This window comes from Chryseobacterium sp. PvR013, assembly GCF_017833095.1.
Classification (GTDB): domain Bacteria; phylum Bacteroidota; class Bacteroidia; order Flavobacteriales; family Weeksellaceae; genus Chryseobacterium; species Chryseobacterium culicis_A.
This window is the reverse complement of sequence record NZ_JAFIBT010000001.1, coordinates 2,768,949-2,785,691: the sequence shown is the minus strand read 5'-3', so window position 1 is coordinate 2,785,691 and position 16,743 is coordinate 2,768,949. Positions and strand designations below refer to the sequence as shown.

The following is a 16,743-nucleotide window of genomic DNA, read 5'->3' as shown; positions in this document are numbered from 1 at the left end:
AACCGATGAAAAAGATATTAATTCCCATAGGAATACTCATCATAGGAACTGCCCAGGCGCAGCTGACCAATACAGAAAACTATGTGTATTCCAAGATGTATTTGTCAGATCCTACGCTTACTAATGCTAAAAGCTCAGAAACCGTTCAGTATTTTGATGGGTTGGGAAGACCCAAACAAATTGTCAATGTCAAAGCCTCTCCATTAGGAAAAGATGTTGTAACCCCTATTGTATATGATGGTTTCGGGAGACAGGTGTTGGACTATCTGCCCGTACCTCAGGGAGGAACGCTCAGTGGCGGTATTGTTGCCAATCCCTTAGCCAATGTAAGCAGTACCCCATATAGTACGGAGAAAATCTATTCAGAGAAAATTCTGGAAAGCTCTCCGTTAAACCGTGTTTTAGGACAAAAACAGGTGGGGAATGCGTGGGCTAACAAACCTGTACAATTTGGATATCAGGCTAATGCCACTGGAGAAGTTAAAAAATATACGGCTACTTTTAACTATACCAATTTTGAATCCAAATTACTCGCACCAGGCTCCTATGGAGCAGGAGAATTATATAAAAATACGATTACCGATGAAGACGGCAACCCAACTATTGAATTTAAAAATGGACAGGGACAGGTTTTGCTGGTAAGAAAAGTCATCAGTGCGACAGAAAATGCCGATACCTATTATGTTTATAATGACTATAACCAACTGGCTTTTGTCATCCCTCCCAAAGCAGCTGTAAAATCAGATCCTAATACCGTGATTAACAATTTATGCTACCAGTATAAATATGACAGCAGAAATCGTCTGGTAGAAAAGAAACTACCCGGGAAAGGCTGGGAATATATGATCTACAACAACGCTGATCAATTGGTGATGAACCAGGATACCAATCTTAAGGCTCAGGGTAAATGGCTTGTCACCAAATATGACCAGTTTGGAAGAGTGGTGTTTACGGCTATTACCAACAATGCGGCTACCAGAGAATCTCTGCAGACAACTATTGCAGGAGCTGCCTATACTTTTGAGATCAGAAGTGCCAGCTCCTTTACCGTAAGCGGAATGCCAATTTATTACACGAACAGGGCACTTCCGGGAAGTCTGGCGCAGGTTTTAACAGTTAATTATTATGATACCTATCCGCCAGGATCTTCAGCGGTTACCAATGTATTTGCCCAGCCTCTTCTTACGGATAATCCGGCTCAGGAAAGAACCACCAAGGGATTGCTTACCGCTTCCTATATCAAAAATATAGAAGATGACCAATGGACGCGTAACTTTATCTGGTATGATACCCAAGGAAGAAATATCGGTTCGAGAAGCAATAACCATTTGGGAGGTTATACGGTAGTCAACAATAAACTTGACTTTACAGGAGTTGTCCTTCAGACCAATACCTATCATAAAAGACTTGCTGCAGATCCTGAAAAGGCTATTGTAGAAAAGTTCACTTATGACTCCCAGAACAGGCTTCTTTCCCATACCCATCAGGTGGGCAGCAATCCTGTTGAATATCTGGCTCAGAATAAATACAATGAAATTTCCCAGCTGGAATCCAAGAAAGTTGGAGGAACAGCTGCCGCATCCCCATTACAGACTATAGATTATCAATACAATATCCGGGGGTGGATGACCAGGATCAATAATCCTGCGAATCTTAATGGGAAACTTTTTGGGTATGAGATAAAATACAATAATCCTGTGTATTCTACAGTTTCTACAGGGAAATACAATGGAAATATTGCAGAAATAGATTGGAAAAATTCTTCACAGGATATTCTGAAAAGGTACAATTATACCTACGATAAACTGAATAGATTAACTGATGCCGAATATGCAGAACCGGAGACAACAAATCCGCATAACAAGAATTTTGATGAACGCTTGACCTATGATGTCAACGGAAACATTACATTTTTAAAAAGAAATGCGATTCCTGTTTTTGGGGCCACCTCTACGCTGGTAGATGATCTTGCCTATAAATATACAGGAAACCGTCTGAACCAGATTATTGAAAGCTCATTAAATGATACAGGCTATGAAGGAGGAAATAATACCATTGATTATGACCTGAACGGGAATATGATTAATATGAAGGATAAAGGAATTCAGACGATACAGTACAACTATTTGAATTTACCGGATTCCTATGCCATTACCCAGGCTAATCCTTCAGGGCTTTTTATGAACAGCGGGCTGGATTATCTCTACCGTGCAGATGGGGTAAAACTTCGCAAAACCTATTCCAGTGCTCCGCCACGCGGGCAGACAAGCATTACGATGACCGATTACCTGGATGGCTTCCAGTATACCTATCGTGAAGGTGGCGGAATCTGCCTTGAATGCCGAACGGAAACAGCTTTTGAAGAACAGGCCTATAAAAATATCAATACCCTTTCCGGTATTGTTATAACACCGGAATGGAAGCTTGATTTTGTACCCACCGCTGAAGGATTTTACAGTTTCACAGAAAACCGCTATATTTACCAGTACAGAGATCACCTTGGCAATGCCAGAGTAAGCTTTGCAAAAAACAGCGAAGGCGCTCTTGAAATAACCGATACCAACAACTACTATCCATTTGGATTAAACCATATTGAAGGAATGCTTAGTACTTCTAATTTTGGAGGGTATTATAGTTACAAGTACAATGGGAAGGAGCTTCAGGAAACAGGAATGTATGATTATGGAGCGAGATTCTATATGCCGGATATTGGTAGATGGGGCGTCGTAGATCCGTTGGCGGAGAAAATGACTCGTCATAGTCCTTACAATTATGCGTTTAATAATCCAATTAGGTTTATTGATCCAGATGGAAGAGATCCTATTGATTATGTAGATGAAAAAGGAAAAAAGATTGGAACAGATGGAACAACTGATCCAGGAGTTTTAATGATTACTAATAAAAAGGATAAATCAGCAATAAAGGCGGCGGAAAAAAAAGGAGGAAATATTGCTTTAAATCAATTAAATGAATTAAATGGAGATATGATTGTTCCTGATGATGGTGCATTACAAGAATCTTTAAACGTTTTGGCTAGAGGAGATGCAAATGGTGGGTTTAGAGAAGAAAGTTCTTCAATTTCGGAAGACAACGTAATATTAAGAGGGGAAACCGGGCCATTACCTACGATCGATGCAAATGATGTTGGAACAGCTCCTGCCTTAGTACCAACTACGGCTACTACTCATACAACAATACATCTTCATCCTGCAGGTATTTTTGTTGGAAGTAATGGATTGATTTATCCTTTTGACGCTTTAACTCCTACAAAAGGAGTTGATGATAAAACTTTTTCAGGTAAGGGAACAAATATTATTGTAGGTAGACTGCAAAAATACGACGGAACTAATGTGATAAAAAATTCTGATGGTACGTATAAAGATTACAGAGATGTAGGAGCTGCGGTTTATAGAGGAAGTAATATATCTAAACCTATAATGACATTAACTAAACAAGTAATTACAAACATCCTTAATAGAAATGCAAAATAAATTTTTTAAAAAATATACTTTACTATTGTTTATATTCTTTTCAAGTTATTTTTTTTCTCAAATTAAAAAAATTAATTTTTTAATTATGATTGATGAAAAACCTTGTTTGATAGTAAATGATCTAAGACTTAGTTCTTCTTCTGTGGGCTTACTTGATGCGAATTATATTGTTGGTACGATTAATCTATCTGATGAAAATTATAATAAACTTATAAATGATAAATCATCAAATTTTGATGTTAATTTTGAAACGATTTTACCTAAACTTCCACTAGCGCAAAAGTATATATTTTCTTTACCCAAAGAATTTCTAAATCAGAAATATATTATTATCAATATATTTAATAAAAGTAGTAAAATTTACAAAAAGAGATATTCAGGAGGAAATAAAAATAATAAAGAATATTATGTCGTAATTACAAGTCCAGATTTTTCAAAACTTGAATAATAATATGAAATGTAACTCCTGCTGCACAAAGTCTCCCGACTTTGAGCTGGCCAAATAAAAACAAAACCACTGCAATTGCGGTGGTTTTATTCTTTTATCCTGTAAAACCGCTATATTTACCAGTACAGAGATCACCTTGGCAATGCCAGAGTAAGCTTTGCAAAAAACAGCGAAGGCGCTCTTGAGATTACAGACACCAACAACTACTATCCATTTGGTTTAAACCATATTGAAGGAATGCTTAGTACTTCTAATTTTGGAGGGTATTACAGCTACAAGTACAACGGAAAGGAGCTTCAGGAAACTGGAATGTATGATTATGGGGCAAGGATGTATATGCCTGATGTGGGTAGATGGGGTGTAATAGATCCAAGAAGCCAATATACGCATGAAGCTTATAGCTACGTGTGGAATAATCCGATAAGTTTTTGGGATCCTACAGGAATGCAGGGAGAATTGGCTTATCCTGATCGGGATGGTAGGAAAGATGGAGAATTTTGGAAAGATTCAGATGGAGAGTTTTATTGGGACGCAAAAAATAGTGTATGGAAAGATTTTAATAGTGGAGAATCTTTAATTTCGCAGGTAAATTTATTAGGCAAATCTAAGGATAATAATAGTGGCTATGCAGCAGCAACTACTCTTGGAGCGATGACTTCGGAAAGTGGTGTTGGCTTGATTATTCTCGGAGTAGTGGGGCTTGCTTACATTGTAGATCAGGCTACAAAACCTCCTTTACAATGGTATACTCCTGTTCATACAACAATTGCAGATCCTGGTATAGGTTACGGAAGTATGAATGCCGAAAGTAGTGATGAAGATAAAGATGTAAATGGGGTTGATGTTCCTAATGATTCTATTTCTGGGAATGAGAACAGAAAAGGTGGTGGAAAGAATGGACAACATAAAAATCTTAAAGCTAAGCAGAGTGCTGGGGAAAAATATCAAGAAGCGAAAGCTGAATATGAAAAATTAAGAACAAAACCTAATAAATCAAAAGAAGAATCAAAAATGGTTGAAAAATTAAAGAAGCAAGCAGAACACTGGAAAAGAAAAGCAGACGAAACAGGAGAAAATCATAGTAGAAATGCAAAAGGGACTAGATAACAACCTATATACTGTAATCATGTATTACCAAGGAGGAACATATATAAGTCAAGTAATGGCTAAAGGAATTAAAGATGCTCTAATTGTGTGGACTCGTGAATTAGATATATCTATAATTAAAGAGCTTAATGACAATAATAAAAAATTATTGCAAGAATTAGCAGTAGAAGAAATGCCTTCTTTAATTGATGGAATGACAAATATTTGGTATACGGATTTTTTATTATCTGATAATTATATGCATGCTCATATTATTAAAACAAATGAGTTTTAATGATGTAATATTATGTTTAAAGTTGCCCCCGTTGGCGCGAGTGTCTCACTGGTGTCCACAAATAAAACAAAACCACTGCAATGGCGGTGGTTTTTGTTCTTTTATCCTGCAAAACCGCTATATTTACCAGTACAGAGATCACCTTGGCAATGCCAGAGTAAGCTTTGCAAAAAACAGCGAAGGCGCTCTTGAGATTACAGACACCAACAACTATTATCCATTTGGTTTAAACCATATTGAAGGAATGCTTAGTACTTCTAATTTTGGAGGGTATTACAGCTATAAGTACAATGGCAAGGAGCTTCAGGAGACTGGAATGTATGATTATGGTGCGAGAATGTATATGCCAGATATTGGAAGGTGGGGTGTATTAGACAATTACAGTGAAAAGTATTTTTCTATTTCTCCATATACTTACGTAGCTAATAACGCTGTTAGATTTATTGATATAAATGGGGAATGGATATATATTAATGATCAGGATGGAACTCAGTACAGATATCATAATAATGCAACACAACATAAAGTAGATGGGAAATGGACAAATGTAGATGCAAATACAAATTTGTCAGATTATGTTGTACAGACTGTCGCAGGGTTAAGTCATTTAGACAAAAATACCTCTATAGGAAATACAATGATTGATTATTTTGATCAGGCACAAGGTACAGATGGAAAAGTAAGAGATATACACTTTAATTATACAACTGGAGAATCACAAATTAAACATGGTGTTAGTAATATTGTTGAACTAAATACATCTCCACATGGTTTATGGACAACATCAGGAATAAATACTGAAAATTCACCTTTATATGCAACTATTGCACATGAAATGGGACATGTTTATGGATATTTTGCTTTAGGAGAAAGGGCAGTCCCAGATGAAAGGTTTGGAAATACAACTGCTGAAATTTATGGGACACATGTCGAAAATATTGTGAGAGCTGAAACAGGGCTTCCGCTGAGAACTCACTATAAAACAATTATAGATGGGGTTGGGAAAAAATTTCCTAGTGAAGGTAGTAGATTAATTGATAGCGCTGGAAGCAGTATATACTATGATTCAAATAGAAGTCAAATAACTCCTATTCCAAGTGTTGATAACGTGCTTAAGGCCAATAAAAAAATATTACAAAACAGGTATAATTATTATGGAGCAGCTGCATACTTTCACTATCAAAGATTTAGAAATAGATCACATTAATATAAATCATAACCAATGAAAAACTATATTTTATTGTGCATAATGCTATTTACTAGCTGTTTATCACAAAGTAAAAGCTCGTTAAAAGAAATAAATCAAAATTTACTCAATAATAACGATGTTTCTTTTAATAGTTCTTATTTAAATTCCAAAGAAAATGAGGGAATGAAAAATGCTTTAACAAAATTTAGATTGTTAGGAATAGAATCTTGTAATATAAATCCTGAAAAAAAATATTCACGTATTTATATTGAAGATGGATTTCATTATGAAGAAGGATTTTACAACGGGATTATTATTTTCGATAATAAAGATGTTTGTGAGATAACAAATAGCCCTTACAAATTGGGAATTGATAGTCTTTCGTACAAAAAAGTTAAAAATGGCAATTTTATATTTTATACGAAAAAAAAATCAATAGAAGACTTTAAAAAGAACAATTTGAATGAATATTATAGATATCAATTAGTAATAGAAAATAAGGTAGATGAATTGAAAAAATGTTTGGAAGTTGATGAGCTTACCCCAAAACCAATTATTTTCACCAAAAATTATTATATCATTGGTAAACAGATTAATAGCTATGGAGCTGTCAAGATAAATTATAATGATATTAAAGATGGTGTAAAAGATATTCCTTATTTTAAAAAAGAAAATCAAAAAAAATTTATGGACTGTATTGGAAATCTAAATATTAAGTTTGAGTAAATATTTTTGTTAGCATACCCCGGTGCGAGCATGCTGTTCGTGTCCACTCTAGTATATAAACAACCCTTGGATTCCCCTGCTGCTCAAAGTCGGGAGACTTTGAGCTAGCCAAATAAAAACAAAACCACTGCAATTGCGGTGGTTTTATTCTTTTATCCTGCAAAACCATTATATTTACCAGTACAGAGATCACCTTGGCAATGCCAGAGTAAGCTTTGCAAAAAATAGCGAAGGCGCTCTTGAAATAACCGATACCAACAACTACTATCCATTTGGATTAAACCATATTGAAGGAATGTTTAGTACTTCTAATTTTGGAGGGTATTATAGTTATAAGTACAATGGAAAAGAATTACAAGAAACTGGAATGTATGATTATGGAGCAAGGATGTATATGAGTGATATTGGAAGATGGGGAGTTGTTGATCCGTTGGCGGAGAAGATGAGAAGATGGTCTCCGTATAATTATGCTTTTAACAATCCAATCAGGTTTATTGATCCTGATGGAAGAGCACCTTTTGGAGATTTCTTTGGTTCTAATGGTAAATATTTGGGAAGTGACGGAGTTAAAGATGGTAAAGTTTACATTAGCCAAGGGAATAAAAGTAATTTTTTAACAGCAAGTAAGCAAGAAGTTCCTGGAGGAATTCAGACTTTAGGAGCAATTTCTACCACTTTAAAACTCACTAATTCTCCTTCAAGCCATCGAATTAGTCCTGATTCCAAAGGGGGAGATCATGAAGTGAGAGTAGATATAGACTTAGCAGGAGGAAGATCTACATATACAGTAGGAGGAAAAACTTCTATAAGCAATAACGTTGCTGGAGCAGAGGTCAATTGGTTGGATAGAGTAACTCAGCACGGTATTGGAAACGAAATAAAATCTGATATTGTAGGACATTCACATCCTACAGCAACAACAGTTGAAAGTACAGAAATTGAAGGAGATTTTAAAGCTTATACTTTAACTGCTACAGAACCTTCTCCTCCTGATATTGCTGATTTTGGTAAGCGTGATACAAGTTTTGTAGTAGGTAATTTAGAACAAAATTCAATACAAGTAAACAAAGATGGTACTTTCCAAAACCCGAATAACAAGCAAGGTGCAGTTTTCTATAATAGACTTGGCACTGAAACTATGAGAATTGAATCCAGTACAGTTAATAAAATATTATCCAATTATGAGAACGGTCAAATTAAGCCTTAATAAAATAATAGTTTTACTAATATTTTTTATCTCCTTTACAGTTTACAGTCAAAAAATTAATTTAATATTTTTCATAAATGATGAACTTCTTACAAGTCCTTTGGATTTAGAATTTTATAATAAAACTTCTAATGATAAGTATGATTTCATTTATTCTCCAGGAAAAGAGATTGATATTAATGCTAATCCTATTTTAAAAGAAGATATGATATTGAAATTTGATGCATATGGAGATAGAGAGAATTTAACTAAACGTTACAGTTACAATATCCCTCTCGAAGCAGGTTTGTTAAAAGATACACTATTTTTAATAATAAAACTTTACAATTTGGATAAAAAAGAGTATAGAAAGAGGTATTGTAAAGCAAAAGCATCTTACGTAGTTGAGTTTCACAAAAGCGGTCTCAATATAAATGCTGCCAGATGTAAATAACAACCTCGTTTCTGCATAATTACATTGTATTGCAAGTAGAAAACCCTGCTGCGCAAAGTCTCCCGACTTTGAGCTGTCCAAATAAAAACAAAACCCCCGCTGGCGCGAGCGTCTCGCTCGTGTCCACAAATAAAAACAAAACCACTGCAATTGCAGTGGTTTTGTTTTTTATCCTGCAAAACCGCTATATTTACCAGTACAGAGATCACCTTGGCAATGCCAGAGTAAGCTTTGCAAAAAACAGCGAAGGCGCTCTTGAGATTACAGACACCAACAACTACTATCCATTTGGTTTAAACCATATTGAAGGAATGCTTAGTACTTCTAATTTTGGAGGGTATTACAGCTATAAGTACAATGGGAAAGAGTTGCAGGAAACGGGTATGTATGATTATGGCGCGAGATTTTACATGCCGGATATTGGACGGTTTGGAACAATAGACCCAAGAAGTCAATACACTCACGAAGCCTACAGTTATGTTTGGAATAATCCAATTAGTTTTAACGATCCTACAGGTATGGAAGGAGAATTAGCAACGTGTCCTACTTGTCCAAATACACCGCAATTTCAATCATACGTTAATGATCCAAAAAATATGTATGTTTATGAACCTGAAACGAACACCGCTGTAAAAGAAATACAAATTGAAGAAGTTACTTTTACTGGAAAAGCTAAAAGCGGTGATTCTGGTCCCGGTAGTTTGGCTATGGCTGCTTTACTAGTTTCGCAGGCTGATTCTCCAGTACCAGGTCCAGCAGATATTGTAGCTGGTGCAATGTTAATAGGAGCTGGAGTTTGGTGGACATATAACCAATTTGCACCGCCTAGTACAGGATATACTACCATTGCAGATCCCGGTGCTGGTTACAGAAGTATGAATACCGAAGATAGTGCAGAAGAAGATAAGGATGTTAATGGCGTAGATGTTCCAAAGGAGAAAAAAGTACCTGCTAGTGGTAAAACAGGAAAAGAAGCCGCTAAAGATGTTCCATCATGGGCAAAAGAGCAAGGAGAGGCCCCCTATGTGGATGAAGATGGGAAAACTTTTGCGGAGAGAGTATTAGATGGTCAGTATGGTAAAGGAGAATGGAATAAAGGTAAAGCAAGTAAAGGACCTGGTTCTGAATTTAATAAAATAAAGAAATGGGGAGATAGAGGATTCGAATTACCAAAGAAAAATAAATTTAAATGAAAAATTTTATATACACTCTTGAACATATTTATACAGACGAATCACATACGAATTGTAAACTTTTAGGTTTTTTTGATGATTTAAAAGAATTAGAAAGAATAAAAAATATTGCATCAAAATTTTCTGGATTCAAAGATTATCCTGATGGTTTTACAATTAAAAAAAATGAATTAAATAAAGTACATTGGAATACAGGATTTCATAATGTAGCAGGCGAAATAGGAAGAGATTATTTACCTGAAGAAGATTTAATTACTGAAGATACTTATATAGTGCAAAATTTAAAATCTATCTTTAATGTTAGCCATGTATATACTGTAGATACTTTCACGGATGATGAAAGAATTATAGGTGTTTTTTCAAATTTAGCCATGGTTCAAAATATTGTCGAACAATTAAAAGAGCAACCTGGATTTAGAGATCATTCAGAAAATTTTATTATAGATGAAGTGGAATTAAATCAACTTTTATGGACTTCTGGATTTTAAAAGACTAGCTCTCCCGCACGATTGCCCCCGCTGTCGCGAGCGTCTCGCTCGTGCCCAAAGTTAAATAAATAACAACCCTTGCACTCTTGCAAGGGTTTGTTTATACTATAAGTTTTCCTACTTTTAAACTTTGGATGGTAACCAGCTTTGTACCAATCTGTAGAGCCTTAATGTTTAATTGAATTTTGCTAGAAGTAGGGAAATCTTATACTATTACAGCAACAGAGCCTTCAGCTGATGATATAAAAGCATTCGCAAATTATGAAACTAATATTATTGTTGGTAATTTGGAACGTAACCCATTGAACTTAAATTCAAATGGTTCTATGGTAGATCCTAACAATAAACAAGGAGCTGTATTTTATGATAATACAGGTAAACAAACAATGGATTTAAATATTAAGGCAATAAATAGCATTTTATCAAATTATGAAAATGACGGAATTAAAAAATATAGTAACGTTTTTTTTATTAATGTTTTGCTCATTATTATGTTTTTCTCAAAGTAAAATGAATTTAATAATTGTCATTGATGATAATATTATTATTGACAGATTACCTATAAGTTTTATTAATAAAAAACAAAATAATAGTGTAAGAAATTTTACATATACTGTAGGTAAAGAAATTCAATTGGATGAAAAGTTTATTGAAGGTGACGAATTTATTTTAAAATTTAAATACTCAAATTATATTGATAAAGACTACAATTATAATATAAATATTATGGGCGGATTAATATTAGACACGCCGTATTTAATTGTTAGAATTTATAATTTAGATAAAAAGAAGTTTAAGAAAAAATATTGTCATTCAAATGAAGATTATGTTGTAGAGTTACAAAATAGTACATTGTATGGACAAATTCCTGTTTGTAGATAAATATTCCCACGTTGGCACGAGCGTCTCGCTCGTGTCCACAAATAAAACAAAACCACTGCAATGGCGGTGGTTTTTGTTCTTTTATCCTGCAAAACCGCTATATTTACCAGTACAGGATCACTATGAATATGCTGAGAAAAATAGAATCATAATGAAGAGTAGAAATATTATAAGAGCAATTATATATTTATTACAGTTTTGTGGAGTTATAATAATAATTGATTTTCTTTTTAGTAAACTAGACCCTCATAAAGCAAATTCATTTAACCTCCTATTCGATATTGTTTTTGGTTGTCTATTTTGGATATTATTTATATTTTCTGGGAGACTTCAAAAATAATATATTGAGATCTGAGCCTTCTTCTTGTCTAGAATAAAAACCACTATAATTCTAGTGGCTAAAGTACCACGAACTACTTTATAAACCGTCTCCAGCCCCTTCGAAACTGCCTTTAGGCACTATGGTAAGTATCTCGAGCCCCTTCACCAAGTGTCGGGAACCACTTTATAAACCCTCTCTACACCCTTCAGAAGTCCCTTCAGCCACTTCCATAACCCTCTACACCCACTTCATCAAGGGGCTATAGCCTGTTCCTTACCGGTCCCCAGCCCCTTATTGAACACCCTTTACCCCCTTGTCGAACAGGGTATACCCCCTTACCTAAGGGGGTAGAGGGGGTTGGTGAAGGGGGTATCAGATCATAGGAAAGGGTCTATATCATGTTTTTTCAATCATCAATGAGGATAATATTCTGCTGATGGGTATAATCCTCCTACAATTTCCTAACTTTGTAGTTCTCAATAACAAACAAAACTATGTCAATCACCAACGAAGATCAGTTGATCGGAATGCAAAAAGTAAGTGAAGCCGTTGCCTATACTTTGAAAAAGATGATAGAGTATGCTGAACCCGGCATGACTACAAAAGATCTTGATGAGTATGGAGCGGGAATACTGGAGGGTTTCGGAGCAAAATCAGCGCCTTATATTACGTATGGATTCCCGGGTTGGACGTGTATCAGTGTGGATAATGAATTCTGCCATGGTATACCTACGGATCAGAGGGTTTTGCAGGAAGGTGACCTGATTAATATTGACGTTTCTGCAGAACTGGATGGATATTGGGCTGATAACGGAGGTTCTTTTGTGATTGGAAAAGATATTCACGGACATCAGAAACTGGTAGAGGCCTCTAAAGATATTCTGAGAAAAGCCATCGATAATATCAAAGGCGGTGTGAAAATAGCAGACATTGGACATTTAATGGAGACGGAAGCCAAGAAACGAGGGCTAAAAGTGATTAAGAATCTTGGCGGCCATGGAGTAGGACGAAGCTTACATGAGCAGCCTGACGAATTGCTGAACTACAGGAACCGTTATGACACGAGACGTTTTAAGAAAAACTCTGTCGTTGCTATTGAAACATTTATCGCAACCTCTTCCCATCTTGCTGTAGAATTAAAGGATGGATGGACCATGGTAGGCAACAAGGGCGGCTATATGGCTCAGCACGAGCATACCATTGTAGTGACCGATGGAAAACCCATCATCTTAACCCAAATGAACGAAATCCTGAATTAAACCAAAGGTTGCTCATTGTATCTTTGATAAATTGTAAAGGCGCCAAGATTTTATCCTCATTTCCTTACTGAAAATCTTTGATTTTCTTGCGCCTTACAAGATACATCAGAATAAAAATCTTTGCGCCCTTGCGTTAAAAACAAAACCATAAGCACCATTCAACCACAAGCTTCATCCAATCAACTTGTTGATTCCTTCTTTACTCCCTTAAATTCAGATTTAATAATTAAAAACTTTGCGTTTACAATAATTAAGACAGTCGGTTATCAAAAATCTTTCAGAACACTTTCATAATTCGCTATAAAACCATGCTCCATAGTTCCTTCCATGCGGTACGTTTCAACATCCGTAATTCCCGTATAACTTCTGAAGACATCTTTGAGATAATCAGAAATATAATCCGGAGCCCCTTCAACACTTCTTCCGCCGGAAGCAATTGCGAGATACACTTTTTTGTCTTTAAACTGTCCCACACGAGTCCACTGCTCATCAAAAACATAAGTAACTCCGGCCCGGATCAGCTGATCCAGCCATGCTTTCAAGGGAGTTGAAATTCCAAGATTAAACATAGGTGTCCCAATGACAATGATGTCGGCTTCACGGATTTCGTCCACAATTGTATTCGCATACGAAAGAAGCTGTTTACTGTGTTCATCATATAATCCTGGATGTTTATAAAACTCGTGGATAGACACTTCATCAGCAAACGGTGGCTGATCCTTCACCAAGTCCCGTACAACAACTTTATTGATTTTGTTCCTTTGTAAAAGCTTTTCCAGAAGGGCTGAACTCAACCTGTTGCTGTAAGATAAATCTCCTCTTGCGCTGGAAATAATATGCAGAATATTTTTCATAATAAACTATTTTGTCTTCATGACGATCATCCCTTCTTTAAGGGGACAAAAAAATTGTTGAAGAGGAGTTTTTTTAATAATTCTGGATTGATGAATAAATTTTTGATGACATGATCAGGACCGTTTCTTCAGAGACGGTCTTTTTAGTTTCACACAGAAGGGAGGTATCTTGGGTAAAATTGTTAAAGACCAAATACTTTGCTATATTTATAGAATAAAATCACTTCACAAACTATCTGCTATGAAAAAATTTCTTTTAATCCTTTTGGGAATCATTGTTGTTTTGGCTGCTGTTGTATTGATCAAAACCTATACTTACCCGTTTAAGAAAAATAATCTCGGAACAGGTGATGGATGGAAACCTGTAAAAAATGATTCTTCAGTCATGAGGCTTTCCGGAGGAATAAAAGTTCCAACCGTTTCTACAGGCAGTTTGGGAGAATTTGATTATGCACCGTTTGATCAGTTCAAAACCTATTTAAGAGCCTCTTACCCATTAGTATATCAGAATACGGAAAATGTTGAAGTCAACCAATATGGATTGGTATTCAGGCTTAAAGGAAGCAATCCTGCGTTGGAACCTATTTTATTCCTTTCCCATATGGATGTGGTGCCTCCCGGAGATGCAGACATTAAAAATAATGAAGAAAATATATTCCGTCCCAATGACAAACCGTTGGAGCCTGTTTCAAAGGTTGCGGAAGACTGGGATTTTGCACCTTTCTCAGGTGCTGTTGCCAACGGAAGAATCTATGGAAGAGGTGCCATAGATATGAAAGGAATGCTGTTCTCCTTAATGGAATCCATGAATTCTATGATTAAAAATAAACAGATTCCACAACGTGATATTTACCTGGCTTTTGGTTTTGATGAAGAAGTAGGCGGGCAAAAAGGAGCGATACAGATTGCGGATTATTTTAAGAAGAAAGGATTGAAGTTTGATGCCGTTTACGACGAGGGCGGACTGATTATGAGAAAAGGAAATGTCGCAGGAATAGATACTGACGTAGCTGTGGTAGGCTGTGCAGAAAAAGGATTTCTTTCTGCAAAAATAAAAGTAAAAGGACTGGGTGGGCATTCCTCAATGCCTCCTATGGAAAGTGCCATTGGAAAAGCAGCGGTTATCATGCAGCGTCTGGAAGATCATCAGATGAAACCTGTTATCACGCCCTTAATCAAAGAATTCTTTAATAATATTGGAGGTGAAATGCCTTTTACCACAAGAATGGCACTCGCTAATCAATGGCTGTTAAAACCTGTATTGATTTCACAGCTCACCAAAAACAATACAACCAATGCTTTGGTAAGAACAACTACTGCATTAACCATGATGAAAGGAAGTGACGGTACCAACGTACTTTCTCCTGAAGTGGAATTTGTGGTGAACTTCAGACTGCTTCCCGGAAATTCCATAAAAGATGTCCGTGACCATATTGCTAAAGCGACTGAAGGCTTTGATGTTGAGGTAGAAGAAATTGACAATACAAGAGAAGCTTCGGCTATTTCTTCCACCAATACAAAAGCTTTTAAAATGATAGAAGCGGGAGTTAAAGAAATTCATCCCGGAGCGATTGTTACCCCTTATCTTACCATGGCAGGGACGGATGCTGCCAAATATGAGATTGTAAGCAAGAATGTCTACAGATTTATGCCTATTAAAATCAACAGCGCTGAACAGCAAAGTATTCACAGTACCAATGAGTACCTTAGCATTGAAAATTATCTGAAAATGATCCACTACTTTGAGTATGTGATGAAGAATTATGACAAATAAATGTCAATAGTGACTGATGAATTTGCTTCGATTGTAAATTTTAATATAAGTTCGCATATTATTAAACGCAGCGTTCGCAAAGTTTTTTATGATGTTTAATTTCTTTCGATCGCAGAGGCGTTTCACTCAGCAATGTATACACTAAGGTCCTGGCTGAACGAAGTGCCTTTGCGAACAAAATATAAAACGTTGCTAATAAACCTTGCGAAGCTTAGCGCTAATAATGATTGACGATTGACTTTGCGAAGCAAAAATTGACCATTGACTTAACCACCTCCCAAATCTTTTTCACAAAAAAATATATTGCGTCAAGTTTTGTCGCTTTACGAATATAGCTTTGTCATATCAAAATTACAGAGCTATGGAATTGCCATTTTACTTAAACTTTAACGACTTTGAAAGCAACTATTACGATACCCTTGAAAAATGGTTTGAAGAATATCATAATACCAGCGAAACAGATTATCTGAACGCCCTAGCAGATCTTTACAGTCCGTATGTCTATTACAGTTTTGGAGATAACAGGCTGAAGCCGGATGCTTCCATTGAAGTGAAAGACTGCTTTTTTCCCTATCATGAAAAAATAGGGATTTCTTTCTGCATTGATTGTGAAAACGCAACTTCACCGTCCAACGGAATGAACCAGGTCTTTGAATTTAAAAACATTTCCATGATGGAGTATGCCCAGCATATTCTGGATAAGATCAATAAGTTTTGTTCAAAAAATGCTCAGGCACTGGATGGCAGCAAAAATATTCAGGATTATATTAATAACTATACGATTATTACCTCAATGGAAGGAGTGGGGTATTGTATCAGCTACAACCGCCATCAGAAAGCAATTCCTTTTTTAAAGGCATATCTTCCCTATTATGGTCAGACCGTGAATATGGCGGTATACAGAGATTTTCTTTTTTCTGTGGTGCAAATTGCAGAATTCATAGACCAGAAACTGAAAACAGTACATGCTTTTAAAAATACGATTTATGCACGCTCAAGAGCAGAAGCAAAATTCAGCGTACAGATGAGCCGCCAGTTTTTGACGTTGTGCAACTAAAACTTTACACCAAACATTCATACTTAATTATATTGCGGA

The 16,743-nt window shown here is 35.8% G+C and carries 15 protein-coding genes and 1 pseudogene; 15 read left to right on the top strand and 1 reads right to left on the bottom strand.

The window, feature by feature from the left end; translation table 11 throughout:
- The first annotated feature begins 5 nt into the window (after nucleotides 1-5).
- The 13 genes and pseudogenes from JOE44_RS12580 to map all read left to right on the top strand — a co-directional run bounded on the left by JOE44_RS12580 (nucleotide 6) and on the right by map (nucleotide 13,019).
- The gene (locus tag JOE44_RS12580; protein WP_245169778.1) at nucleotides 6-3,491 is read left to right on the top strand and encodes a DUF6443 domain-containing protein; all 3,486 of its coding nucleotides are present in this window, start codon (nucleotides 6-8) and stop codon (nucleotides 3,489-3,491) included.
- Complete coding sequence (locus JOE44_RS12575; RefSeq protein WP_209785858.1) at nucleotides 3,481-3,939, top strand: hypothetical protein; 459 nt, start codon at nucleotides 3,481-3,483, stop codon at nucleotides 3,937-3,939. Before JOE44_RS12580 ends, JOE44_RS12575 begins: the two co-directional genes overlap by 11 nt.
- A gap of 114 nt (nucleotides 3,940-4,053) precedes the next feature.
- On the top strand, nucleotides 4,054-5,046 hold the full coding sequence (locus JOE44_RS12570; RefSeq protein WP_209789199.1) for an RHS repeat-associated core domain-containing protein: 993 nt from the start codon (nucleotides 4,054-4,056) through the stop codon (nucleotides 5,044-5,046).
- Entirely contained in the window at nucleotides 5,027-5,320 is a 294-nt protein-coding gene (locus JOE44_RS12565; RefSeq protein ID WP_209785857.1) for a hypothetical protein, read from the top strand. The genes JOE44_RS12570 and JOE44_RS12565 overlap by 20 nt, the downstream gene beginning before the upstream one ends.
- Nucleotides 5,310-6,527, top strand: coding sequence for an RHS repeat-associated core domain-containing protein (locus tag JOE44_RS12560; protein ID WP_245169776.1), 1,218 nt, complete (start codon nucleotides 5,310-5,312; stop codon nucleotides 6,525-6,527). Before JOE44_RS12565 ends, JOE44_RS12560 begins: the two co-directional genes overlap by 11 nt.
- 15 nt (nucleotides 6,528-6,542) lie before the next feature.
- The gene (locus tag JOE44_RS12555; RefSeq protein WP_209785855.1) at nucleotides 6,543-7,235 is read left to right on the top strand and encodes a hypothetical protein; all 693 of its coding nucleotides are present in this window, start codon (nucleotides 6,543-6,545) and stop codon (nucleotides 7,233-7,235) included.
- Between the two features lie 142 nt (nucleotides 7,236-7,377).
- Nucleotides 7,378-7,743 (top strand): annotated as a pseudogene (locus JOE44_RS25160) (RHS repeat-associated core domain-containing protein); the annotation flags it as partial.
- Nucleotides 7,744-8,416: 673 nt separating this feature from the next.
- Entirely contained in the window at nucleotides 8,417-8,875 is a 459-nt protein-coding gene (locus tag JOE44_RS12545) for a hypothetical protein (protein WP_209785854.1), read from the top strand.
- 29 nt (nucleotides 8,876-8,904) lie between these two features.
- Nucleotides 8,905-10,068 (top strand): RHS repeat-associated core domain-containing protein, encoded by a 1,164-nt coding sequence (locus tag JOE44_RS12540; protein WP_245169775.1) that lies wholly within the window; start codon nucleotides 8,905-8,907, stop codon nucleotides 10,066-10,068.
- Complete coding sequence (locus JOE44_RS12535; RefSeq protein ID WP_209785853.1) at nucleotides 10,065-10,556, top strand: hypothetical protein; 492 nt, start codon at nucleotides 10,065-10,067, stop codon at nucleotides 10,554-10,556. Before JOE44_RS12540 ends, JOE44_RS12535 begins: the two co-directional genes overlap by 4 nt.
- Before the next feature lie 185 nt (nucleotides 10,557-10,741).
- On the top strand, nucleotides 10,742-11,065 hold the full coding sequence (locus JOE44_RS12530; protein WP_209785852.1) for a hypothetical protein: 324 nt from the start codon (nucleotides 10,742-10,744) through the stop codon (nucleotides 11,063-11,065).
- 1 nt (nucleotide 11,066) lies between these two features.
- Nucleotides 11,067-11,438, top strand: a complete 372-nt coding sequence (locus tag JOE44_RS12525; RefSeq protein WP_209785851.1) for a hypothetical protein — start codon at nucleotides 11,067-11,069, stop codon at nucleotides 11,436-11,438.
- Between the two features lie 816 nt (nucleotides 11,439-12,254).
- Entirely contained in the window at nucleotides 12,255-13,019 is a 765-nt protein-coding gene (gene map / locus JOE44_RS12520; RefSeq protein WP_209785850.1) for a type I methionyl aminopeptidase, read from the top strand.
- A gap of 266 nt (nucleotides 13,020-13,285) precedes the next feature.
- On the opposite strand, the gene JOE44_RS12515 is transcribed toward map, so the two are convergent.
- Nucleotides 13,286-13,873, bottom strand: coding sequence for an NAD(P)H-dependent oxidoreductase (locus JOE44_RS12515; protein WP_209785849.1), 588 nt, complete (start codon nucleotides 13,871-13,873; stop codon nucleotides 13,286-13,288).
- 241 nt (nucleotides 13,874-14,114) lie between these two features.
- Here JOE44_RS12515 and JOE44_RS12510 point away from each other — a divergent pair, with 241 nt between their 5' ends.
- A complete protein-coding gene (locus JOE44_RS12510; RefSeq protein WP_209785848.1) occupies nucleotides 14,115-15,647 on the top strand; it encodes a M20/M25/M40 family metallo-hydrolase in 1,533 nt (510 codons plus the stop codon).
- A gap of 361 nt (nucleotides 15,648-16,008) precedes the next feature.
- Entirely contained in the window at nucleotides 16,009-16,704 is a 696-nt protein-coding gene (locus JOE44_RS12505) for a hypothetical protein (RefSeq protein WP_209785847.1), read from the top strand.
- The last annotated feature ends 39 nt before the right edge of the window (nucleotides 16,705-16,743 follow it).

Bases quoted from the DNA above. Each gene is read 5' to 3' on its own strand.
- JOE44_RS12580 (WP_245169778.1), top strand. From the start codon at position 6: ATGAAAAAGATATTAATTCCCATAGGAATACTCATCATAGGAACTGCC.
- JOE44_RS12545 (WP_209785854.1), top strand. From the start codon at position 8,417: ATGAGAACGGTCAAATTAAGCCTTAATAAAATAATAGTTTTACTAATA.
- JOE44_RS12535 (WP_209785853.1), top strand. From the start codon at position 10,065: ATGAAAAATTTTATATACACTCTTGAACATATTTATACAGACGAATCA.
- JOE44_RS12565 (WP_209785857.1), top strand. From the start codon at position 5,027: ATGCAAAAGGGACTAGATAACAACCTATATACTGTAATCATGTATTAC.
- JOE44_RS12560 (WP_245169776.1), top strand. From the start codon at position 5,310: ATGAGTTTTAATGATGTAATATTATGTTTAAAGTTGCCCCCGTTGGCG.
- map (WP_209785850.1), top strand. From the start codon at position 12,255: ATGTCAATCACCAACGAAGATCAGTTGATCGGAATGCAAAAAGTAAGT.
- JOE44_RS12555 (WP_209785855.1), top strand. From the start codon at position 6,543: ATGAAAAACTATATTTTATTGTGCATAATGCTATTTACTAGCTGTTTA.
- JOE44_RS12525 (WP_209785851.1), top strand. From the start codon at position 11,067: ATGAATTTAATAATTGTCATTGATGATAATATTATTATTGACAGATTA.
- JOE44_RS12515 (WP_209785849.1), bottom strand. From the start codon at position 13,873: ATGAAAAATATTCTGCATATTATTTCCAGCGCAAGAGGAGATTTATCT.
- JOE44_RS12505 (WP_209785847.1), top strand. From the start codon at position 16,009: ATGGAATTGCCATTTTACTTAAACTTTAACGACTTTGAAAGCAACTAT.
- JOE44_RS12510 (WP_209785848.1), top strand. From the start codon at position 14,115: ATGAAAAAATTTCTTTTAATCCTTTTGGGAATCATTGTTGTTTTGGCT.
- JOE44_RS12575 (WP_209785858.1), top strand. From the start codon at position 3,481: ATGCAAAATAAATTTTTTAAAAAATATACTTTACTATTGTTTATATTC.